General features: G+C 52.8%; 20 protein-coding genes. 15 read left to right on the top strand and 5 right to left on the bottom strand.

Annotated elements, in window-relative coordinates; genetic code table 11:
• The first annotated feature begins 15 nt into the window (after positions 1 to 15).
• Complete coding sequence (glgB, locus tag MKX51_RS16430; RefSeq protein WP_340993176.1) at positions 16 to 1,932, top strand: 1,4-alpha-glucan branching protein GlgB; 1,917 nt, start codon at positions 16 to 18, stop codon at positions 1,930 to 1,932.
• Positions 1,933 to 1,978: 46 nt separating this feature from the next.
• Positions 1,979 to 3,415: a glycogen synthase GlgA gene (gene glgA, locus MKX51_RS16425; RefSeq protein ID WP_340993175.1), complete on the top strand. Its 1,437-nt coding sequence runs from the start codon at positions 1,979 to 1,981 to the stop codon at positions 3,413 to 3,415.
• Between the two features lie 940 nt (positions 3,416 to 4,355).
• On the opposite strand, the gene MKX51_RS16420 is transcribed toward glgA, so the two are convergent.
• Both MKX51_RS16420 and MKX51_RS16415 read right to left on the bottom strand, forming a co-directional pair.
• On the bottom strand, positions 4,356 to 4,727 hold the full coding sequence (locus MKX51_RS16420) for a nuclear transport factor 2 family protein (protein WP_340993174.1): 372 nt from the start codon (positions 4,725 to 4,727) through the stop codon (positions 4,356 to 4,358).
• Entirely contained in the window at positions 4,720 to 6,483 is a 1,764-nt protein-coding gene (locus MKX51_RS16415) for an alpha-glycosidase (RefSeq protein WP_340993173.1), read from the bottom strand. Before MKX51_RS16415 ends, MKX51_RS16420 begins: the two co-directional genes overlap by 8 nt.
• A gap of 283 nt (positions 6,484 to 6,766) precedes the next feature.
• On the opposite strand from MKX51_RS16415, the gene MKX51_RS16410 reads away from it, so the two are divergent.
• From MKX51_RS16410 to MKX51_RS16395, 4 genes are all read left to right on the top strand, one after another.
• Positions 6,767 to 7,591, top strand: a complete 825-nt coding sequence (locus tag MKX51_RS16410; RefSeq protein ID WP_209873716.1) for a transporter substrate-binding domain-containing protein — start codon at positions 6,767 to 6,769, stop codon at positions 7,589 to 7,591.
• 135 nt (positions 7,592 to 7,726) lie between these two features.
• Complete coding sequence (locus tag MKX51_RS16405; protein WP_076079313.1) at positions 7,727 to 8,386, top strand: amino acid ABC transporter permease; 660 nt, start codon at positions 7,727 to 7,729, stop codon at positions 8,384 to 8,386.
• Complete coding sequence (locus MKX51_RS16400) at positions 8,373 to 9,095, top strand: amino acid ABC transporter ATP-binding protein (protein WP_340993172.1); 723 nt, start codon at positions 8,373 to 8,375, stop codon at positions 9,093 to 9,095. The genes MKX51_RS16405 and MKX51_RS16400 overlap by 14 nt, the downstream gene beginning before the upstream one ends.
• 109 nt (positions 9,096 to 9,204) lie before the next feature.
• Entirely contained in the window at positions 9,205 to 10,731 is a 1,527-nt protein-coding gene (locus MKX51_RS16395) for a Ppx/GppA phosphatase family protein (protein ID WP_340993171.1), read from the top strand.
• Here the strand turns inward: MKX51_RS16395 and ppk1 are convergent.
• Positions 10,679 to 12,799 (bottom strand): polyphosphate kinase 1, encoded by a 2,121-nt coding sequence (gene ppk1, locus MKX51_RS16390; protein ID WP_340993170.1) that lies wholly within the window; start codon positions 12,797 to 12,799, stop codon positions 10,679 to 10,681. The genes MKX51_RS16395 and ppk1 overlap by 53 nt on opposite strands.
• 299 nt (positions 12,800 to 13,098) lie before the next feature.
• Here ppk1 and MKX51_RS16385 point away from each other — a divergent pair, with 299 nt between their 5' ends.
• Positions 13,099 to 13,782 (top strand): 3D domain-containing protein, encoded by a 684-nt coding sequence (locus MKX51_RS16385; protein ID WP_340993169.1) that lies wholly within the window; start codon positions 13,099 to 13,101, stop codon positions 13,780 to 13,782.
• Between the two features lie 116 nt (positions 13,783 to 13,898).
• Here the strand turns inward: MKX51_RS16385 and MKX51_RS16380 are convergent, their stop codons facing one another.
• Positions 13,899 to 14,795, bottom strand: a complete 897-nt coding sequence (locus MKX51_RS16380; protein WP_340993168.1) for a polysaccharide deacetylase family protein — start codon at positions 14,793 to 14,795, stop codon at positions 13,899 to 13,901.
• A gap of 173 nt (positions 14,796 to 14,968) precedes the next feature.
• On the opposite strand from MKX51_RS16380, the gene MKX51_RS16375 reads away from it, so the two are divergent.
• From MKX51_RS16375 to MKX51_RS16340, 8 genes are all read left to right on the top strand, one after another.
• The gene (locus MKX51_RS16375; RefSeq protein ID WP_340993167.1) at positions 14,969 to 16,009 is read left to right on the top strand and encodes an NADH:flavin oxidoreductase/NADH oxidase; all 1,041 of its coding nucleotides are present in this window, start codon (positions 14,969 to 14,971) and stop codon (positions 16,007 to 16,009) included.
• A gap of 86 nt (positions 16,010 to 16,095) precedes the next feature.
• Positions 16,096 to 16,800, top strand: coding sequence for a dihydroorotate dehydrogenase electron transfer subunit (locus MKX51_RS16370; RefSeq protein ID WP_340940340.1), 705 nt, complete (start codon positions 16,096 to 16,098; stop codon positions 16,798 to 16,800).
• On the top strand, positions 16,793 to 17,725 hold the full coding sequence (locus MKX51_RS16365) for a dihydroorotate dehydrogenase (protein ID WP_340993166.1): 933 nt from the start codon (positions 16,793 to 16,795) through the stop codon (positions 17,723 to 17,725). Before MKX51_RS16370 ends, MKX51_RS16365 begins: the two co-directional genes overlap by 8 nt.
• Positions 17,726 to 17,812: 87 nt before the next feature.
• Positions 17,813 to 18,163: a prenylated flavin chaperone LpdD gene (gene lpdD, locus MKX51_RS16360; protein ID WP_340993165.1), complete on the top strand. Its 351-nt coding sequence runs from the start codon at positions 17,813 to 17,815 to the stop codon at positions 18,161 to 18,163.
• Between the two features lie 68 nt (positions 18,164 to 18,231).
• On the top strand, positions 18,232 to 18,900 hold the full coding sequence (locus tag MKX51_RS16355; protein WP_340753376.1) for a PspA/IM30 family protein: 669 nt from the start codon (positions 18,232 to 18,234) through the stop codon (positions 18,898 to 18,900).
• A 126-nt stretch (positions 18,901 to 19,026) separates the two neighbouring features.
• The gene (locus tag MKX51_RS16350) at positions 19,027 to 19,437 is read left to right on the top strand and encodes a DUF350 domain-containing protein (RefSeq protein ID WP_036726501.1); all 411 of its coding nucleotides are present in this window, start codon (positions 19,027 to 19,029) and stop codon (positions 19,435 to 19,437) included.
• A gap of 41 nt (positions 19,438 to 19,478) precedes the next feature.
• Complete coding sequence (locus MKX51_RS16345; RefSeq protein ID WP_036695414.1) at positions 19,479 to 19,985, top strand: DUF4178 domain-containing protein; 507 nt, start codon at positions 19,479 to 19,481, stop codon at positions 19,983 to 19,985.
• Between the two features lie 182 nt (positions 19,986 to 20,167).
• Positions 20,168 to 21,460 carry a molybdopterin molybdotransferase MoeA gene (locus MKX51_RS16340; RefSeq protein ID WP_340993164.1) on the top strand — a complete coding sequence of 431 codons (1,293 nt, stop codon included), beginning with the start codon at positions 20,168 to 20,170 and terminating at the stop codon, positions 21,458 to 21,460.
• Between the two features lie 639 nt (positions 21,461 to 22,099).
• Here the strand turns inward: MKX51_RS16340 and map are convergent.
• Complete coding sequence (gene map / locus MKX51_RS16335; RefSeq protein WP_340993163.1) at positions 22,100 to 22,849, bottom strand: type I methionyl aminopeptidase; 750 nt, start codon at positions 22,847 to 22,849, stop codon at positions 22,100 to 22,102.
• Positions 22,850 to 22,851: the final 2 nt, after the last annotated feature.

The raw sequence follows: 22,851 nt of genomic DNA, 5'->3' as shown, positions 1-22,851 counted from the left end.
TAAGGTGGTGATGATTTGGCCGATTTACCAAAAACAGAAAACCTCCCGTCCGCTGAAGATATTTATCTGTTCCATGAGGGCACGAATTATCGCAGCTATACGATGCTTGGCGCGCACATTGCCGTCCAAGAAGGGCAGGCCGGCGTTCGCTTTACCGTGTGGGCTCCTCATGCGGCATATGTAGGACTGGCGGGAGATCATAACAGCTGGGATGGAACATCCGATCTTGATACGTTATATAAGATACCCGATTCAGGATTTTGGAGTCGTTTTTTCCCGGGAATGGAGCCGGGAACTTTTTACAAATACAGGATTACAGGAGCAGATGGGACAAGCTTCCTCAAAGCAGACCCATATGCCTTCCACGCGGAAGTGCGTCCGGCCACTGCATCCGTTGTAGCGAATCTGGACGGCTACAAATGGGGGGATGCTGCTTGGCGGCGGAAGAGTAAAGGTCCGTATCAGGCACCCATGAATATTTATGAAATGCATCTAGGCACCTGGCGTCAGAAGGAGGACGGTGAGCTCTACACTTATCGGGAGATCAGCAGTCTGCTGATTCCTTACCTGAGCGAGATGAGCTATACCCACGTGGAGTTCATGCCGCTCGCTGAACATCCTTATGATCTGTCTTGGGGCTACCAGGGAACCGGTTATTTTGCGGCTACCAGCCGCTTCGGAGAGCCGCAGGATCTGATGTATCTGATCGATCAGCTGCATCAGGCAGGCATCGGAGTCATTCTGGACTGGGTTCCGGCCCATTTTGCCAAGGATGCTCATGGTCTGCGCCTGTTCGACGGTTCGCCGCTGTATGAGTATGCCGATCCGATGCTGGCGGAGAAACCGGGCTGGGGCACCTTGTCCTTCGATTTCAGCAAGCCGGAAATCTCATCCTTCCTGATCTCCAATGCCTTGTTCTGGTTCGAGAAGTATCATATTGACGGCATGCGGGTGGACGCGGTTACGAGTATGCTGCGGCTTGATTTCGAGAAGGAACCCCATCAGTTCCGGACGAATGAGCATGGCGGGCTGGAGAATCTGGAGGCCATCCGGTTCATTCAGCAGCTCAACCAGACGATCTTCCGGTATTATCCGAAGGCGCTCATGATGGCGGAAGAATCCAGTGCCTGGCCGGGCGTCACCTCGCCGGTGCATGAAGGGGGCCTGGGCTTCAACTACAAATGGAATATGGGCTGGATGAATGACACCTTAGGCTACATAGAACGGGATTTCGATTCGCGCCCTTATCATCATAATTTGTTGACCTTCCCGATATGCTATGCGTATGCCGAGAACTATACACTGCCGCTGTCGCATGACGAAGTGGTGCACGGCAAGAAGTCGCTGCTGGACAAAATGCCGGGGTCCTATGAGCAGAAATTCGCCGGTCTGCGCCAGCTTCTCGGATATCAGATCAGCCATCCGGGCAAGAAGCTGCTGTTCATGGGCGGAGAGTTCGGGCAATTCATTGAATGGAAGGATCAGGATCAGCTCGACTGGCTGCTGCTGGATTATGAGAGCCACCGCCGGATGCTGGCCTATACGGCTGCACTGAATAAGCTGTACCTTGCCGAAAAAGCCTTGTGGGAGCTGGACCATGACATGGCGGGCTACCAGTGGATCGATGCCGACGACAGCGGGCAGAGTGTCGTATCCTATATCCGCAGAGGCAAACGTCCGGTGGATACGCTGCTCATTATCATCAACTTCCAGCCGGTGGAGCGCCGCCATTACCGCATTGGCGTACCGCGCCCTGGCATATATGAGGAATTATTCAGCTCAGAGAACAGCGAATACGGCGGATCAGGCTTCCACAACGAGCCGCTGAAGAGCACCAAGACCGAGTGGCATAATCAGGTGAACAGTGTAGAGCTGACCCTGCCGCCGCTTAGCTTCGTGGTGCTTAAGAAGTCAGGCCGCAAGACCGTTTAAACGCAGGAAGTGTCCGAGTAAGCGACTATATAAGGGGGAGAATGGAATGAAAGTATTATTTGCCGCAGCGGAAGCCCATCCATTTATCAAAACAGGCGGACTGGCCGATGTCATCGGCGCTTTGCCGAAGGCCCTCAAGGCGGCCGGGGTCGATGTCCGGGTGATTCTGCCCAAATACAAAGGCATTCCTGAGAAGTATTCCGCACAGATGGAGCATGTCGCCACGCTGGAGGTCCCGATTGGCTGGCGTAATCAGTATTGCGGGATCGAGAAGGTGGTTTTTGAAGGGATTCCCGTCTATTTCATCGACAATGAGTATTACTTCGGCCGTGACGGGATTTATGGCTATATGGATGACGGCGAGCGGTTCGCGTACTTCAACCGGGCGGTGCTGGAATGCCTGCCGGCCATTAGCTTCCAGCCGGATGTAATCCATTGCCATGACTGGCATGCTGCGGTAGTTCCGCTGCTGCTGCAGGCGCATTACCGGCATAATCCGTTCTACAGTGAGATGCGTACGGTATTCACCATACATAATCTCCTGTATCAGGGAGTCTTCCCGTATACGGTGCTGGGAGAGCTGCTGGGTCTGGACGACAGTTATTTCCTGGGCGTGGAGTATTACGGGAATGTGAATTATATGAAGGGCGGGATTGTTTACAGTGACCATGTCACCACCGTCAGCCCGACCTATGCTGATGAGATCCGGACCCCGTACTACGGGTATGGTCTCGATGGTCTCCTGACTGCGCGTTCTGACGCGCTGAGCGGCATTGTTAACGGAATTGATACCAAGAGCTATAATCCGTCCAGTGACAGTGCAATCTTCACCAAGTACCGTTCCAACCTGGCTAAGAAAGCCGAGAACAAGCTGGGACTCCAGCAGGAGCTTGGATTGCCGGTAGCCCCTTACATTCCTATGGTAGCGATGGTTACACGTCTGGTGGATTCCAAAGGACTGGATCTGCTGACCCGTGTGCTGGATGAGCTGCTGTACTATGATGACATTCAGTTCGTGCTGCTGGGGACGGGGGATGAAGTCTACGAACGCTGGTTCCGCGAGGCCCAGTGGCGTTATCCGACCAAGCTGTCCTCACAGATTACCTTCAGTGATGCCTTGTCCCGCAAAATCTACGCCGCCAGCGACATCTTCCTGATGCCGTCCAAATTCGAGCCTTGCGGCATCAGCCAGCTGCTGGCATTGCGTTACGGCAGCATTCCGGTGGTCCGTGAGACAGGCGGACTGAACGATACCGTGCAGGCGTACAACGAATATACCGGAGAGGGCAATGGCTTCACCTTCAAGGATTACAACGCCCATGATATGATGCATACGCTCCGCCGCGCCGTATCGTTCTACCACAAGCCCGAGCACTGGAAAAAAGTAGCCAAAAACGCATTCTCCGGCGACTACAGCTGGAACGTATCCGCTCAGCAGTATATTGATATTTATAACAAGATTACTGTTGCTGTTGAGGAATAGGTACTGTACGGTTTAGAAAGGAAAGGGGGGCCATAAGCCATGAAATGGCTTGGGACGGCCCCTCTTTTTTGAGTTGGATTAACGTGTGAACGTGGTGAGAACGCTCCACGAACGAAACGTTGTTACAATCGCTGTGCTCTCCAGATTTTTTTCATCCCCCTAAACGGTGAAAATCCGGAGACCAAGGCGACCGCTATCGCTTTTCCACAATCATTTCGTTCTCTCCGCTGTTTAAGCGGGGGACCATTTCTAAAAAGTCTTTCAAAAATCACAAAAAGAAATCGCCCTTTAGTAAAATGAAAGTACGACCAACCATCCCTAAAGAAGACCGGCATCGCAGATCTACGGCCGCTACTCAAGGAAGAGAACAAAGCCTGGAAAGCGTATTTGGTCAACTGAAGAACAATTGGGCTTTCCGGCGTTTGCACCTTTGCGGCATTGAAAAGTGACGCTCAAGGTTAGTTGGCTTTCACTTGCCCTTAATGTATTAAAAACAAGCTGTAAATGACAAAAATACAGAGCAGCGATTTTCCAATAATAGGAGAATCGCTGCTGTTTTGAACCTTAAGCTTTTGAAGATAGAGGTCTGTCTCCGCTAGTATACTTTTGGAACAGCTGTTTTTCTGTTGCACGTGGCTACCTAAGATACAAGGACAAAGAACCGTAATTATTTAACGCCAACGCTTGAAAGTTGGCGAAATTAAGATGCGTTCTTCCACAAAAATAAGAAATATTAAAAAAATCAACAAAAGCAAAAGGAGCGGAGGGGAAATTTGGAACTGGAGGAGCGGTAGCGACCGCCTTTGTCTGCGGATTTCCACCCGCTAACAGCGGTATGAAAATCAAGAAATCTGCAGACAACAGCGGCCGGAAGTCCAAATGTTCACCGCAGCGACGACCATGCGACGTGTTCAAAACCTAAATATGTCTTAAAATCAAGTCAGGTATACGGATAATAATGCGGTATTTTCGATTGAAATTCTTTTAGACTCACGATCTGGTTCCCGGGATTCAATTCGATTAAGGAGACTCCGTCAAACGCATCGTTCACTGCATCATACTCATACTTAAAGTACCATTCAACCACAGTCATATGGCCTTGATGGATGAATTGCTTGATCGTCCAGTTCAATACGGTTCCGCGTGTATTCCAGTCCTCGAACCATAATAACAGGGTGCCTAATCCCCGATACTGAGGACCGTAGCTTTCGGTATACACGATGTTCGGATCGAAGATGGTGCTTAACATAGAGCTGTCCTTGTTGATCCAGGAATCAAAATATTGTCTGATCCGCTGCTCACGTTCAATCATTAGATCCCACCTCCAAAATATGCCGGAACAGAATCCGGTACTCGTACGGCTCCAGCGCCACATTCATCATCCCGCGTTCCGGGGCTACTGCTTCGCCGGTCAGCGCATCCAGCCAGTCACTGGTCTCCATCGGGTGGCTGAGCGTGCGGGGCTGCGGCGAATTGTTCATCCAGACCGTGAAATGGATCAGCTCATCTGCACGCTCATAGACGATGCACGGGTCATGCTCGCAAGCCTGAAGAATCCGGAAGCGGCCTTCACGAAGCGCCTTATTCTCCTTGCGCAGATTAATCATCATCCGGTAAAAGCCATACAGCTCACGGTCCTGCTTGTCCAGGTCCCATTCCATACATTTGCGGCAATCCGGGTCCTCGTGGCCGGTCAGGCCAATCTCATCGCCGTAATAGATGCAGGGGGTGCCCATGAAGGTGAACAGGAAGACGACCGTCAGCTTCAGCTTCCGTTTGTCTTCACCAAGCACGGTGAGCAGGCGGGGAGTGTCATGGCTGCCGAGCAGATTGAAGACCACCTCGTTCGTCTGCTGCGGATAACGCATGAGCAGGCCGCCGATCCGGTGACCGAAGGTGATGCCGTCCATCCCGCCGTTGAAGAATTCCAGCACCGTCCCCGAGAAGGGATAGTTCATCACCGAATCGAACTGGTCGCCGAGCAGCCAGGTTAAGGAGTCGCTCCATACCTCGCCGACGATGTAGGCATCCGGGTTCGCGGCTTTGACCACCTTGCGGAAATCGCGCCAGAAGTGATGGTCCACCTCGTTGGCCACATCCAGCCGCCAGCCGTCTACCTTGATCTCCTTGATCCAGTATTCGGCCACCTCCAGCAGATAAGATTTTACTTCATGATTGGCGGTGTTGAACTTCGGCATATTGCCGTAGAAGCCGAACGTGTCATAGGTAGGGATACCGTCCGCAATCTCAGCCGGAAAAGAGTTCACATGGAACCAGTCCCGGTAGACTGAATACTCCCCTTTGGCCAGAACATCCTGGAAGGGCGGGAACTGGTCGCTGCAATGGTTAAACACCGCGTCAAGCATGACGCGCAAGCCCCGCCTGTGGCATTCCTCGACGACCTGCTTCAGCAGCTCATTATCGCCGAAATGCGGGTCGACTCTCCGGTAATCCACAATGTCATATTTATGGTTGGAAGGGGAGACGAACAGCGGCGTGAAGTAGAGGGCATTGATGCCCAGCTCCTGCAGATCATCCAGATGATCCAGCACGCCCTGAAGGTCTCCGCCGAAGAAATTATTCAGCTCGGGCTTGCCGCCCCAAGGCTGAGTGCCTTCCGGGTTAATCAGGGGATTGCCATTCGCGAAACGTTCGGTCATGATCTGGTAGAACACGGCATCCTTTGCCCAGGGAGGAACCCGGAACAAGTCGATCCCGTGGATATAAGGAAATTCGTAGAAGTGATTCGGCGGCGGGGGACACTCAGAGCGAATACCGTTATCAAGCAGATAGACCGTCTCCATCCCCTTACTCACGCGAAAAGTATAGCTAAGCCGCTTATACTTGGGCCGGACCGCCGCTTCCCAGTAGTCGAATTTGTCATCGGAGGCGGCCTTCTCCATGATAATATCATAAGAGGTATGCTGCCAATCGTACTTGTCGCCGGTCAGGGCAACTACGTAGTCCACATCATCTCGTTTGGTGCGCACACGCAGATGAATCGTTTCAGTATCATAGGCATAGGCCCATTTGTCACGGGGAACATGGTACATCGCTTCAAGCAGCATAGTAGCACCTCCTGTAAGTTGGGTGGAAGCTTGAGAAACATACGATACTTCCTATATACGCCAGTGTAATGATTCGTGCGGCAATTGGAGATAATCTATAGTAGATAGTATTATATACCACCTTCATAGGATGTGCATTTTTTTGTCTTCGTAACAGGTTTTTGTCACAAATTCGTCTTTGCATATTCATGCGAAGTGTTTTATAATAAATCGGTCAATCGGTCAGTTAGTCATTGGGACAGATTAGAGATAGAATATAAATAGAGTAAGGGAGACGGAACAAATGAACAAATGGGGTAAACTTTCTATGGGGCTGCTGCTGGCAGCAGGACTCTTGGCCGGATGCGGCTCCAATAATGATAAGAACAACACCGCAGCAAGCGGAAATGGCGGAGCAGCAAGCACAGAGGCTCCTGCCAAGAAGCTGATTATGGGTACAAGCGCAGACTTTCCTCCATATGAATTCCACAAGATGGTTGAAGGTACGGATACGATTGTTGGTTTCGATATCGAGATTGCCAAGGAGATCGCTGCTGATTTGGGCCAGGAGCTGGAGGTTAAGGATCTTCCGTTCGACTCTTTGCTGAATGAGCTGGCGAGCGGCCGGATCGATATGGTGATCTCGGGACTTAGCCCGACACCGGAACGCGCTGAAGCTGTAGGTCTCTCGGACATCTACTATAAGGCAGAGCAGGCTGTCGTAGTGCGTGAAGCCGACAAGGACAAATTCGCCAGCATGGACGCACTGAAGGGCGCCAAGATCGGAATTCAGACCGGTTCCATCCAGGAGGGGATTGCCAAGGGCATCGAAGGCGCACAGCTGACCTCCCTCAGCAAAATCTCCGAAATCGTCCTGCAGCTGCAGTCGAACCGGGTGGATGCTTCCATCATGGAAGGACCTGTTGCCAAGTCCTTTGTGAAGAACGTCAAGGGCCTCGTGATCACGGATGCCAAGCCGGAGGTTGAAGATGACGGCTATGTCATCGGTGTGAAGAAGGGCAACACCGAGCTGCTCGATCAAGTGAATAAGACACTCGGACGCCTGAACTCCGAAGGCAAGATTGATGAATTCGTAGCGGCAGCAAGCGAGCTTGCTGAGAGCAAATAACACGCGAAGCCGCATATACGGTTAGCGGAGATCAAGATAAGCCCGCAGCCGGCTGCGGGATCATGCTCTACCATGCAGAAAATGGCGGTGATCCGCCGTTTTCTATTTTTTTGAGAAGAGGAGGGTTTGAGGGCAATGAATATATTCGATATGGCTTATGAGTACCGCAATTTATTCTTATCCGGTCTGCAGTACACACTGCTGCTTGCGGTGCTGGGGGTATTCTTCGGTTTCGTACTAGGCATCCTGGTTTCGCTCCTGCGGATGTCCAAATGGAGAATTCTGCGCTTTATTGCCACCGCATGGGTGGAGTTCTTACGCGGGACGCCGATGCTGGTGCAATTGTTTCTGATTCACTACGGCCTGCCGGAGTTTGGTATTTCGCTGTCCCCGATTCAGTCGGGTGCGATCACACTTACGATTAACAGCTCCGCATATCTGGCTGAGATTTTCCGTGCCGGAATTCAAGGGGTGGACCGCGGCCAGATGGAGGCGGCTCGTTCACTCGGAATGAAGCAGGGTATGACCATGCGTTACATCATTTTGCCGCAGGCATTGAAGAATGTATTGCCTGCCATCGGCAACGAATTCATTACAATTATTAAGGAGTCCTCTATCGTATCGATGATTGGTGTAGCGGATCTGCTGTTCCAAGCCAGAACAATAACCACCATTACTTATGAAGGACTTAGTCCGCTGCTTGTGATTGCGGTCATGTATTTCGTACTAACATTCACACTATCCAAGCTGCTGGGTATATTGGAACGGAGGCTGAACACGGATGATCGAGGTTAAGAACCTGCGGAAGAGCTTTGGGAAGCTGGAGATCCTGAAGGGCATTGATCTGAATATTCACAAGGGAGAGGTCGTTGTTGTCATCGGTCCCAGCGGATCGGGTAAAAGCACCTTTCTGCGCTGCCTGAACCTGCTGGAGCAGCCCACAGGCGGGGAGATCAGCTTCGAGGGTGAATCCATTACCGCGAAGCGCCATGACATCAACATGACCCGTGAGAAAATGGGGATGGTGTTCCAGCAATTCAACCTGTTCCCGCACAAATCCGTGCTGCAGAACATTATGCTCGCCCCGCTCAAGGTGAAGAAGCAGCAGGCTGCCGAGGCGGAGAAGTACGCGATGGAGCTGCTGCGAACGGTAGGCCTTGAAGACAAGCGCGATGCTTATCCGGCCCAGCTCTCCGGCGGACAGAAGCAGCGGATCGCAATCGCCCGGGCGCTGGCCATGCAGCCGCATGTCATGCTGTTCGACGAGCCGACCTCGGCGCTGGACCCGGAGATGGTCGGTGAAGTGCTGGAGGTTATGAAGCAGCTGGCCGTGGGCGGTATGACGATGGTGATTGTAACGCACGAGATGGGCTTTGCCCGTGAAGTGGGGGACCGGATCCTGTTCATGGACGGCGGAGTGATTGTGGAGCAGGGGACACCGGCAGAGGTGTTCGGTCATCCCAAGCATGCCCGCACACGCGATTTTCTCAGCAAGGTATTATAGAAGGCTGGTTAAATAACCCCACCATATGGGGTTATTTTATTTTGGCGGAGTGCACAATGGGTGATATAGTATACAAATGATCAATCTACTTGAAAAGGAGTACATACAGATGAGAGATGATCTTTGCCGGATCGGCATTATTGATATTGGTTCCAACTCTATACGGCTTGTAATTTATGACACGACGCAGGCAGGCGGCTACAAAATCATCAAGGAATGTAAGTACTCTGCCCGTTTGAGCGAGAAGATTACGAAGGAGGGCAGGCTGGAGAAGAAGGATATGGATACGATCATACCTGTTCTTCAGCAGTTCAAGGAGATTTGTGATGATTTTGAAGTAGAGAGAATCCGCGCAGGCGCCACCGCCGCCATCCGGAATGCAGCGAACTCAGCGGAGATCATCAGCTATCTGTCAGAGGCCTCGTCGATTCGGATTGAGGTGGTCAGCGGATATCAGGAGGCGTATTTCGGCTTCCTTGGGGTGATTAATGCTTTTGACGTCCAGGATGGCTTCGTGATTGATATCGGCGGGGGCAGTACCGAGGTTACCTTATTCCGCGGACGGCGTTATCAGCAGAGTATTTCTTTCCCTTTCGGTGCGGTCAACACCAATCAGATGTTCAGCCAGGGCGGCAACTGGAATGCGGATCAGATCCGCAAGCTGCAATTATACGTAACCGGCAGGCTGGTGGAGCATGACTGGCTATCGACGGGCACAGGACTTCCGCTATACGGGCTGGGAGGAACGCTTCGCTCACTGGCTAAGCTCGATCAGAGGAACCGCGATTATTCGCTGCCTAATTCCCATGGTTACGCGCTGGAGCACGAGACGATCGAACGGTTCATGGAGGTTCTGCCTGCTACTTCGTTTGAGAAGCGCAAGGACCTGGACGGGCTGTCCAAAAGCCGGGCGGATATCATCGTGTCCGGGCTGATTATTTTCCATACCGTCTATCATTACATTGGTGCCAGCCGGGCGCTGATCAGCGGCGAAGGCCTGCGTGAGGGCATGCTGCATGATCTGCTGGAGCCGGAGCAGCCGGTGCGTGACAGCGCGCTGGAGTACAGTCTGGATACCATTATCCGCTTCGATATCCGTACCTCCAAGCGGCATCTCGACCATATCAACAAGCTGGCGCTGAGTCTGCTGGGGGCCTTTGAGCGGGAAGGGAACCGGGAGGAGCAGGAGATGCTGGTCTATGTGGCGATTATGCTGCACCGGACAGGCTCTAACATTAACTATTATCAATCCAAGCGGCACACCCACTACTGGCTGATGAATTCACCCATCCGGGGACTGACGCACCGCCAGCTGATTCTTAGCGCGTATATCGCTTCCTACAGCACAAAAAGCCGGAAGCAGAAGCTGTCCCTGATGCATAAGGACATTTTGCTGCCTTCCGACGAGGAATGGATTCATAAGCTGGGTACATTAGTGCAGTTAAGCATTGCGCTGGACAGCACCGAGATCGGCATTGTCAGCGGGCTGAAGTCCCGTCTGCATAATCATACGCTGGATCTGGAGCTTCAGGGCGGACAAGTGCTGATCGGCCTGGAGGACATTGAGAATGCACTCAAAGCCTTCAGGAATGCTTGGTCGGTGAAGGTAAAGCTCGGCTTCCCTTCCAGCGGGTAACATCCATAGCGGCGAACTGGCTCCGGAGCGGGGCCTTTTTGTCGTCGATCCGTTCATAATATCCGTTGGGCTGAAGGAAGCTGGATTTGACATTGTCCATCAGCGACAGCTCCAGAATCTTGACAATCTGATCGCGGATACTGCTATCCTTCACCGGACACATCAGCTCGATCCGCCGGGTCAGGTTACGTGTCATCCAGTCGGCACTGGACAGGTAGACCTCGGGATCGCCGCCGTTCTCGAAGTAATAGATGCGTGAATGCTCCAGGAAGCGGTCCACAATGCTGCGGACCGTAATGCGCTCACTGAGGCCTTCAATTCCCGGACGCAGACAGCAGACTCCCCGGACGATCAGGTCGATAGACACTCCCGCCTGGGCCGCGCTGTACAGATAATCAATAACCTCCTGGTTCGACAGAGAGTTCATCTTGGCGATAATCCGGGCAGGACGGCCTGCGGCGGCATGCTCCGCCTCACGCAGAATCAGCTTCTGGAGCGACAGACTCATATTGGTCGGTGCTACGATGAAGGAGTTCCAGTTGTAATTGGCAGAGTAGCCTGTCATCTGATTGAACAGCTCTGACGCATCCAGGCCAATCTCATGATTGGCGGTGAACAGGCTAAGGTCGGTATAGGCCTTGGCCGTGCTGTCATTATAGTTGCCTGTTCCCACATGAACATAACGGCGCAGCTCTGAGCCTTCCTGGCGGACGATCAGCGTCACCTTGGCATGGGTCTTGAGGCCGACGAGACCGTAGACCACGTGGCAGCCGGACTGCTCCAGCTTACGCGCCCAGGCGATGTTGCGTTCCTCATCGAAGCGGGCCTTCAGCTCCACGACTACCGTAACCTGCTTGCCGGACTCGGCCGCGTTGGCGAGGGCAGTGATCAGCGGAGAATTGCCGCTGACCCGGTACAGCGTCATTTTGATCGCCATCACTTGCTCATCCTCGGAGGCCTGGATAATGAAATCCGTCATCGCATCGAAGGATTCGTACGGATGATAGACCAGCACATCACGGCTGCTCAGCACCTCGAAGAAATCCTCATTCTCATCGAATTCTGCCGGATACATCGGCTCGACAGGCGGATTGAGCAGATAGCTGAAGCCCTTCAGACTGCTGGTGAAGCTGCGCAGGAACCCGAGATCAAGCGGACCTTCAATTTCGAAGAGGAAGTCCTCCAGCTCGAATTCAGCCTGAAGCTGCTCCAGTGCATAGGGATGGATGCCTTTCTGGACCTCCAGACGGGCAGGCACACCACGGCGGCGTTTGCGGAGCTCCTTCTCAATCTCCTCCAGCAGATCCTCCGCGCCTTCTTCATCTATCGTCAGGTCGGAGTTGCGGGTCAGGCGGAATTCGCTGACAGCTACCGGATCATAACCGCTGAATAAGGTCTGAATATGATGGCGGATCACATCTTCAATGAATACGAATTGCCGTTTTTTGCTGTTCGAGCGGTGCGGCAAGGGAATGCAGCGCGGCAGATTGGACGGAATCTGCAGAATGGCGAAGTAAGGCTCATCCTCCTGGCTGTCCTTGCGTGTCAGCACGACAGCCAGATAGATGAATTGGCTGTGAACCAGCGGGAACGGACGGCTCTGGTCCACAGCCATCGGAGTCAGCACAGGGAAAATAATATCACGGTAGTATTCCTCAACCGACAGCTCCTGTGCCGGTGTCAAGTCTTCATAATCAACGAACACGATGCCCTCTTTGTGCAGGCTGCGTGAAATATCCTTAAAGGTGCGGTACTGGTCGGCGACGATTTTGGTCACCCGTTTGCTGAGGCGTTTATAGAGGCCGGAGGGCGTGTAGCCGGTAAAATCTTTTTTGGTATATCCCGCCCGGATCTGATCCTGGATGCCCGCTACCCGGACACTGATGAACTCATCCAGGTTACTGGACACAATGGCCAGGAATTTGGCCCGCTCAATCAGCGGGTTCTCCGGGTCCTGTGCCTCGCCGAGCACCCGGCGGTTGAACTCGATCCAGCTGAGGTCACGGTTAAGATAGGCTGTTGCAGGACTGATATTGTTGATTTTTTTCTCATCTGTATTCACGTTCATGGACCCTCCAAGTTGCTTCAATGTCTAGTTAAGATATCGTATTCTTTCATTCTACTATTTGCTTAAGCGAGAAATGTTAAAACTGTGTAAAATTTTTGCGAATATTCAGGAAACATGGCATAATTCTGCAGAGTCTCTTCATAATGATTAAGAATATGTAATATTTGCATCCTTGATAACGCTTTATTAGGGCTAATTATTTCCAATATCCACAAAAACATAGCCAATGGTTACAAAGTTGTGATATATTCATTACTGTTAGTTTACAAACCGCTCGTCACCATTGAAGGAGGCAATTCATGAAACTCAAGATCAGAGCCATCACCGCCCTGGCGGCCGTACTGGGACTCGGCACCTTGCTTCACGCAGCTCCCGTTCAAGCCGACAGCGTACATATCGCTGGAGAGACTACAACCTATTATACTCTATCCAATCATTATGGCATAAGTGTAGAAGAGCTTATGAATGCGAACCCGCAGATTTCAGCGCTAAATATCTATCCCGGGCTGAAATTCACCATTCCGGGTGATGTTCAAGCCAAGACTGTGGCAGCAGCTAATACGGCAGCAGCTTCAGTAGAAGCTGTGGACGCTGCAGAAGTTCAAGCCTTGAGTGTGCAGCCGGCAACCAACACTGTTCAAGCCTGGGGCAAAGAATTCAATTATGCCAAAGTGCTGCAGGTCAAGGCTTCCGCCTATTCCTCGGCAGCCAGCGAGAACGGCAAGTGGGGCGCAGTCGATTATTTCGGCAATACGCTGAAGCTCGGAACCATCGCCGTTGACCCGAGCGTGATTCCGCTGGGAACGAAGGTGCTCGTAACCGGGTATACCCATCCGGGCCTTCCGAAGCAAGCCTTCGTAGCTACAGCCACGGATATGGGAAGTGCGATCAAGGGCAACCGGATCGATATCTTTATTCCGGGCAGCCAGAGCTTTGTAGCCAATTTCGGTTATCAGTATGTACATTTATATATTATTGATTAAACCGATAATGATAAGTTGCACCATTGCAAGCATAACAAGTATTAATGAAAAGGAAACAAAACCAGGCAGCTTCCGCCGGTTTTGTTTCCTTTTTTGTTACCCTGCTTATCAAGCGGCTATTTGCTCTTGCTGACCTGGAGCATCTGGGGAACGGTTACGAAGCTGTATCCGCGCTGGCGTAGATTGCTGATAATCTCGGGCAAGGCCTGCAATGTTCCCTGAAGATTGCTGCCCCTCCCGCCGCCCCCGTGCTGAAGGATGATGGCCCCTCTGCCGGCCCGGGAGAGGATGTTATGCTTGACCTGATTTTTGGACAGTCCTCTCCAGTCGAGCGAGTCGACGTTCCAGTTCACCAGCTTATAGCCATGCGCCTTCGCCCATTTAAGCTGCGGCTCGTTGATGTCGCCATACGGCGGGCGGATCAGCTTCGGCTTGTATCCGGCCAGCAGCTGCAGAATATTCTCCGTCCGGATAATCTGGATGCGGAAGGCATTCATACTCAGCTTGCTGAACTGGGGGTGATTATAGGAGTGATTGCCGATAGCATGGCCTTCGCGGATCATCCGGGCTACCAGGGCGGGATGCTTCTCCGCACGGCTGCCGACCACGAAGAATGTAGCTTTGACTTTATATTTGCGCAGCACATCCAGGAGCTGCGGGGTGAAGCGCGGATCAGGCACATCATCGAAGGTGAGAGCGATCATTTTGCGGCGGGGACCCTGGGTCTTGAGGGTCTCCGGGTATTTGCGCAGCAGCTGGCTGAGGGAGAGGCCTTTGCTTTTTTTATGGCGCTTTACTGAAGATTGGGAGGCCGCTGATCCCGCCGGTATCGCCGTTTCCTCTTCAATAGAAGCTTGTGGCCGGGAAGATGGCAGGATCTCTTGTGCCGGCACTGGCGCAGGACTATCTGCCGCTGCAGCAGAGACAGACACAAGCTCCGCAGCCGGTGCAGACAGGGCCAGGGCAATGACGGATATGAGCAGCACAATGCGGCGGAATTTTACCAGTTTCATCGGAACGATGCCTCCTCCAACCACGGGTCCGGTTAGTTTAGAATATAAGGTTGTTATTTCCATGCAGCCGTGAATTTATGCCCTACGGGCCGCGGAGCATTCAAAGATTTATCACATCCGCAAATCGTTGTATACTGAAATGGATCATAGATACGGGAAGGATGGAGACAAGAATGACCGATTTGTTTGCACCTTATGAACTGAAGGCTCTGACCCTGAAGAACCGCGTGGTTATGCCGCCAATGTGTCAGTATGCGGTTGAGAAGCAGGACGGTATTCCAACGGATTGGCATCATGTGCATTATGTCAGCCGTGCGGTCGGCGGAACAGGCTTCATTATTGTAGAGATGAGCGGGGTTCATCCGGACGGACGGATCTCGAATCAGGACACGGGGATCTGGGACGATGGACAGATTCCGGCGTACAAGCAGTTGACGGAGGCCGTTCATGCCTATGGAGCGAAGATAGCGATTCAGCTCGGTCATGCCGGTCGCAAAGCTGTCGATGCCGCCCCGCCGGTTGCTCCTTCAGCGATTCCGTTCGACGGCAACTATGCAATGCCCAAGGCGCTTAGCCGTGAAGAGATCGCCGGGCTGATCACCGCCTACCGGGAAGCAGCGCGCCGTGCGGTTGAAGCGGGATTCGATACCGTCGAGCTGCACGGAGCCCATGGATACCTCATTCACCAGTTCCATTCCCCGCTCTCCAATGTCAGGGATGATGAGTACGGCCAAGATCCTATCCTGTTCGGGGAACAAGTGGTGGAGGCGGTGCGTGAGGTGCTGCCGGCTGAAATGCCGCTAATCATGCGGGTCTCCGCCAAGGAATACGTCGAGGGCGGTTATGATGAAGCTTATGCGCTGGAATTCTGCCGCCGCTACAAGGAGGCAGGGGTAGACCTGTTCCATGTATCCTCGGGCGGGGAAGGGCCGATAGGCTCGAATGGAGGCCCTAATGCGGGGCCGGCTTATCAGGTGGGGCTTGCCGAATACATACGCAGCGGATTACAGGTTCCTGTTATCGCAGTCGGGCGTCTGGAGTCGTATGAGGAAGCGCAGGCGGTGATTACGGAAGCGAAGGCAGAGCTGGTAGCTGTAGGCAGAGGTATGCTCAGTGACCCGTACTGGGCACTTCATGCTGCGGAGGCGCTGGGCGGAATTAATACGTCCGATCTGCCCGTACCTTATTTGCGCGGAATCTGGAATAAGAAATAGAGGGCATCATTTGTGAATAATGTCACAGATTTTAAGTTCCTTCTAAGGCATGGTTAATAAGATTAAATTTGAAGGAGCTTGATAACGTGGCGACGGTGATTAGTAATGAGCGGCTGGCTGAAGGAGTGTACCACCTGGCAGTTGAAGGGGGGAACAGCGGGGAGATGGGTCAGTTCTACATGCTGCGGGCATGGGGAGCCTATCCGCTGCTGTCCAGACCGCTTAGCATACATCAGGTGAATGATAACGGTGTTGAATTCTTGTATCACGTAGTAGGTGAAGGAACAGAGATCCTTGCCGGACTGAATCCGGGCGATCCGCTGGAGCTGGAGGGACCGTTCGGCACAGGCTTCCCGCAGGTCGAAGGTAAGGTAGCGTTAGTGGGCGGGGGGATCGGAATTGCTCCGCTGTATTATTGTGCGCAGAAGCTTCCAGGGAGTGATATCTATCTCGGCTTCAGCCGCGAGCCGTTCCGTACAGAAGCCTTCCGTCCTCTGGCTGCTGAGCTGACCGTTGATGTAGGCGGACTGATTCTGGACAGCGTGGATTTCTCGGCGTATGACCATATCTTCGTCTGCGGCCCGCATCCGATGCTGAAGGCTGCACAGCTCAAGGGCAGCGCTCCAGATCCTGCGGGTAAGCACCCTGACGTCTATCTGTCACTGGAGAACCGGATGGCCTGCGGAATCGGCGCTTGTCTGGTCTGCAGCGTCTCCTGCAAGGACGGGCAACGCAAAGCCTGCGCAGACGGTCCTGTCTTCCTGGCTGAGGAGGTACTGTTCCATGATTAATACAACTGCAACGATTGCCGGTGTGTCCTTCAAGAACCCGATTGTGATGGCTTCCGGCACCTTCGGCTTCGGCCGTGAGTATGGCCGGTTATACGATGTGTCCCTGCTGGGCGGAATCTCCGGCAAAGGGCTTACGCTTCATGCCAAAGCCGGGAATCCCGGAATCCGCGTCTATGAGACGCCTTCCGGTATGCTGAACAGCGTAGGGCTTGAGAATCCGGGAGTAGAGGCCTTTCTGGCCAAGGAGCTGCCGTATTGGGAGACGCTGGATACCGCACGTATCGTGAATCTGGGCGGCAATACGCTGGCGGATTACGTACTGGGCGCGGAGCTGATCCAGCGGGACGCGGATGCCCGTCTTCTGGCCGGGAAGCCGGCAGTGGATATGATTGAGCTGAATATCTCCTGCCCGAACGTGAAGGAGGGCGGGATTGCTTTTGGCGTGAAGACTCCGGCAGCCCAGGAAGTGGTCCGTGCGGTACGGGCGGCTACAAGTCTGCCGCTGGCCGTGAAGCTGTCGCCGAATGCTGAGGATATCGCAGAGATGGCTGTGATGTGCGAAGCAGAAGGCGCGGACGCCGTCTCTCTGATCAACACGATCTCCGGGATGAAGATTGATGTCCGCCGCCGCCGCAGTGTGTTCAATAACCTCTATGCGGGACTGTCCGGACCAGCGGTTAAGCCGGTAGCTCTGCGTATGGTGCATCAGGTATCCCGCAGGGTAACTATTCCGGTGATCGGCATGGGCGGCATCACTTCGGCCGCGGATATTATTGAATTTATTATGGCGGGAGCGACTGTTATACAGGTTGGAACCTACAATTTCATGAATTTGCGGGCCGGCAGCACGCTTGTAGAAGAATTGCAGCAGTTTATGAAGGAAGAGAATATTTCCTCACTGGATGAGATCCGTGGTATTGTATAGGCAGCAAGCCGGATTGCAATGATCTTTTTGACGCAGAATGAGAGATCTCTACAGCCTATGGTTAATATAAAGGGAGGGGTGTTCTGCTTGACAACGAATCTGGTGCATCCTGACGATATTGTGCTGTCCGAGACCGAGGTGGGCCGTGATCTGCTGCTGCTGATTACCGGGGGCGTGCGCCATATCGGTGCCGCAAGCACGGCGTACATGGACGGAGAATTCGCGCGGGTGATGACCTCTGCCGTTCCCCATCATAAGGAGCATACGATCAGTGAAGCCATTGCGCTGAAGGCTGCTGCAACATTGAACCGGACAGTCACAGTTGTGATGGGCATTCACTATGACGATCTGAGCAAAGAGGGCATCCTTGCGGTCGTAAATATTGTGAATGATAAGGTGGAGCAATATTTAGTACAGAAGGCTGACACAAATTTTTGAAACGATCCCCGTCTCCCTGCGTAAAAGATACCATTGAACAACTAACTTTTATTTTGGAGGAATGAACGATGTCTATATTTAAAAGATTGCGTGATCTGACCATGTCCAATGTGAATGCGATTATCGATAAAGCGGAAGATCCGGTTAAAATGACCGACCAGTACATTCGTGACATGACGGAGGATCTGGAGGATGCTGAGAAAGCGGTAGCTGCCCAGATCGCTATTGAGAAGAAATTCAAACAGCTGTACGAAGAGCAGGAAGCGCTCGTGAACAAGCGTAATCAACAGGCTCATGCAGCCGCTCAAGCCGGTAACGCCGATCTGGCCCGCCGTGCTCTTGAAGAGAAGAAATCGGCAGAAGCCAAGCTTGTAGAGTACAAGACCAGCTTCGACCAGAACAAGGCTTCCGCAGACAACCTGCGCGGCAAGCTTGACGAAATGCGCAAACAGCTTACCCAGATGAAGAACAAGCGGGAGACACTCGTTGCCCGTTACAACGCTGCGAAGGCACAGACCGAAATTAACAAAGCGATGAGCGGCTTCAGCTCCGACTCTGCTTCTGCCGGACTCAAACGGATGGAAGACAAGATGCTGCAGGCCGAAGCACAGGCGGAAGCCAGCAACGAGATGAGCTCAGGCAACAAATCGCTGGATGATGAGTTCGAGAAGCTGGGCAAAGACCAGGCGGTTGAAGATGAGCTGGCTGCGCTGATGAAGCAATACGAGAAACAATAACATATTGGCATAAGCCGGACTTTAGGCAATTGTCCACAGGCGAAGGGGAGACAGAACCAGCGGTTTCTCCTTCGCTTTATGTTTGTCTTACCAGTTGTGAAATATGAACAAGCGGGGGCTGGAGTAATGGATTTCGATACCCTGGTGTCCATGGTAGTATGGACGGTCAGCGGCGCAGTACTGCTGTGTGTGCTGATGCTCGTGGATTCGCTGTTTACCCGTTATAATGATATGGAAGAGCTGAAGGCAGGAAATATGGCCGTGACTACCCGGCTGGTGTTGAAGCTGCTGTCACAAGGCTATATTCTATCGGCATCCATTGCTGCGGCGAATCGGCTCGGAACCGCCCTGATCGTCTCGATTGTCTCTTTTATCCTGTTATTCGTGCTGGAGAAGACGGTAGAGCAGCTGCTGAGCCGGTGGGGGAACCTTGAGCTGGATCATGGGACTCAGCTTGGCAAGGTCGGCTACGGCCTGATGGCAGGCTCGCTGCATGTGACGGGAGCCTTGATTATTGCGGCCTTTATACGCGGATAAGAAGAAGGATTAGCGTACCAATCTGTAGGAGGATGATGGCTTTGGGTCTTTGGAAAAGAATCGGCAATCTGTTCTCGAAGCCGGAGGCGCCTAAAGCGCCTGCAAGCATGCTGACCCTGTCTCCCGGAGATATCTGTGAGGTCTCCCTGGTCACTTATGAAGTGACGGGCCGGACGAAGACAAGCGGCCGTAATGCAGTTGTACTGACGCTGCGCGACGGGAGCCGGATCGCCTATCTGTATATAGAAGAGCGGGAAGAGCTGCAATACAGATTGTATCACCCGATAGACGGGCGTCTGGACAGTCCATCCGAGGTTCCGGCTACCCTTGAGCTGGATGACCGGACCTTTTATCTGGAGGAAGAATATGAAGGATATGCCGCCGTCACCGGGCAGACGCCTTATATGAACGGCGGGGAGCAGCATGTCTGGCAATACCAGTCAGATGATTCGCGGCTGCTGCGCGTGGAATGGCAGAATGGACGGTTTATGCTCTATGAGGGTGAAAGTGTCCTTTCGGCTGATGTCAGAGTGATCCGCGCATCTTAAGCTGAACTGAAGCAGGGGCGGCTGCGCTGCTGACTGCGGAATAGAATCACAATGGAATAAGGGATGCATGCGCTTGTTACAGGCCTGTGCATCCCTTTTGCTATGTCTTCATGTTAGAATAGGGCATAATTGGCTTTATGAGCAGCAAACCACCGGATGAAACAGAAGGAGTGAATTGAAGAGTGACAAACGAATATAGTAATGATAAATTTCAGCGGGCAGCGCTTCAAGTTGCAGAGGCGCAAGGCAGGCTGAAGCCTTATGCTGCGCTGCTTGCACAGGAAGCTGTACCCCTGCATCTCAGCAGCGGGCGTTATCTGGCTGAGTCTGCGCATGCACCGCATCCTTTTCCGGCGTTTGACCGCTCCAGCATGGACGGCTTTGCCGTGATTGCGGCAGACACTTTAGCGGCAGGAGAACCTGACACGGTATGGCTTGAAGTCGTAGATCTCATTCCCTGCGGCGCAGTAGCCTCCAGAGAGATTACAGCAGGTACTGCTGCGCGCATTATGACGGGAGCGCAGATTCCAGGCGGCGCAGATACAGTGATTATGATGGAAGCTACGGAGAGCCGGATGGAAGGCGGAGTTACCTATGTCGGTATTCGCAAGCCGCAAGAGCGGGGGCTGCATATTACCCCTTGCGGGTTAGAGCTTAGAACAGGTGATCCAGTGCTTCTTGAAGGGACTCTAATCGGCGCTGGTGAAATTGCTGTTCTGGCAGCACTCGGGGTGCCGGAGGTTCCGGTCCGCCGCAGACCCAAGGTAGCGGTCTTCGCTACCGGAACTGAACTGCTGGAGGTGGACGAGCCGTTAGTCCCGGGCAAAATCCGCAACAGCAACTCCCCCATGCTGGAGGCGCTAATCCGGGAGGCGGGCGGTGAGCCCGTGATGCTGGGAGCGATCATCGATGATCTGGAGCTGGCCCGCAGTAAGGTGCAGATGGCCCTGGAGAGCTATGATCTGGTGATTACTACCGGCGGCGTATCTGTCGGTGATTATGATATTATGGGGGATTTGGTCCGTGAGCAGAGCGGAGAGATGCTGTTCAATAAAATAGCCATGCGCCCCGGCAGCGTCACTACAGCAGCCGTTCGCGGCGGGAGCATCCTGCTCGCCTTATCCGGCAATCCGGGCGCCTGTTTCGTAGGATTCCAGCTGTTTGCCCGTCCGGTCATCGGGCTGATGCAGGGTGCAGCCCAGCCGTATCTGCCCGAGTGGACCGCGGTGCTGGGTGAAGATTATAAGCGGGCCAACAGCTTCACCCGCTATGTCCGCGCCCGTCTGGAGATCCGCGAAGCAGTGCTCTATGCTTATCCAGCCGCTGTAGACGAGTCATCCGTCACGGTTACGATCAAAGACAGCGATTGCCTGATCGTCATCCCGCCGGACAGCGGACAATTATCTGCCGGTGACAAGGTAACTGTGCTGAAGCTGCCGGGTGAGATTCGAGGGGAGCAGCACGGCAAGGATTAGTATTTCTAGTAGCGACCGGCCGGCAAACCGACAAGTCAAAGGACTAACCACCTAAATATTGATTATTAAATTTCAACATATGAAAAATTCATAATAGAACCGCAAAACCCGGTCATTTATCTGGATACCGGTAGCTGATTGTATTTCCTGCAATAGAAAACACATACCTGACCGTGAAATGAGATTCTATTGTATTTCATACAGTGGAATGTTGTGTTTTGGATGAAAAAGGGCCTTGGTACAACATTCAATTGTACCGAATACAATAGATTCTTTTTCGAAGCCGTTTTTACCGCGTTCTATTGTACAAAATACATTTGCTGTCGTTCCAGCGTCTAAAGCACCTAAATAACTGCTGCTTTGAACTCAAAATTAGTTAAAAATTCAATACATGAAAAATTCACAATAGTAAGTTCAAAACCTAACCCCAAGACACTACCCAGCAACCGACAAGCAGGACCACCCAATCGCACGACAGCATCCAACGCCGTAACTGCAAAACCCGGTCATAAAGGTAAAAAACAAAACCCTCCCGATCTCTAATTGGGGTCAGTTCCTAGACAGAAACGGGAGGGTTTGTAGGGTTCGTAAGTGGTCAACTTAATCTAGCCTATATGTGTTAACGTTCTACTTCAATGATTACTGGGCCGTTAAAATCAGCGGTCCATCTGCAGTGATGGCAATGGTGTGCTCATACTGCGCGGACAGCTTGCCGTCAGCCGTTCTCGCTGTCCATTCATCATCGTCTATGGTGATGTGGTACGTGCCTTCGTTAATCATCGGCTCAATCGTAAATACCATGCCTTCTTTGAGTCGGAGGCCTTTGCCTGCGGTGCCGATGTGCACGTAGCTCGGCTCTTCATGCAGGCTTCGTCCGATGCCATGCGCCAGCAGATCGCGCACGACCGAATAACCGTGTGCTTCGGCATGCTGTTGTATGGCCGATATGATGTCGCCCAGCCGTCCTCCCGGAACAGCCCGGGCGATCCCCAGATCCAGGCACTCCTTCGTTACCTGCATTAATCTCTGTGCCTCCGGCCCGATCTCACCGACAGCGTAGCTCACGCACGAATCTCCGAACCAACCCCCGTATTGCGCCACAATGTCCAGCTTCAGCAAGTCGCCTTCCTTCACGACCCGTCTGCTGGATGGAATCCCATGGGCAACCACATCATTAATGGATATGCAGGTCTCGGCAGGGAATCCGTTGTAGCCTTTGGTGAACTGCTTGCCGCCTAGCTTGGTGATATGTTTTGCCACAAAGTCATTAATTTCAAGCGTAGTGATTCCGGGTACAATCCGCTTGGACACCTCACGGTAGCAGTCGGCCACAATTTGGCTGGCTTGCTTCATCTCTTCAATTTCTCTGGGGGATTTAAGAATAATCATGC

Source organism: Paenibacillus sp. FSL M7-0420 (assembly GCF_038002345.1).
Lineage (GTDB): Bacteria > Bacillota > Bacilli > Paenibacillales > Paenibacillaceae > Paenibacillus_AQ.
This window is presented reverse-complemented; position numbering and strand designations above follow the sequence as displayed.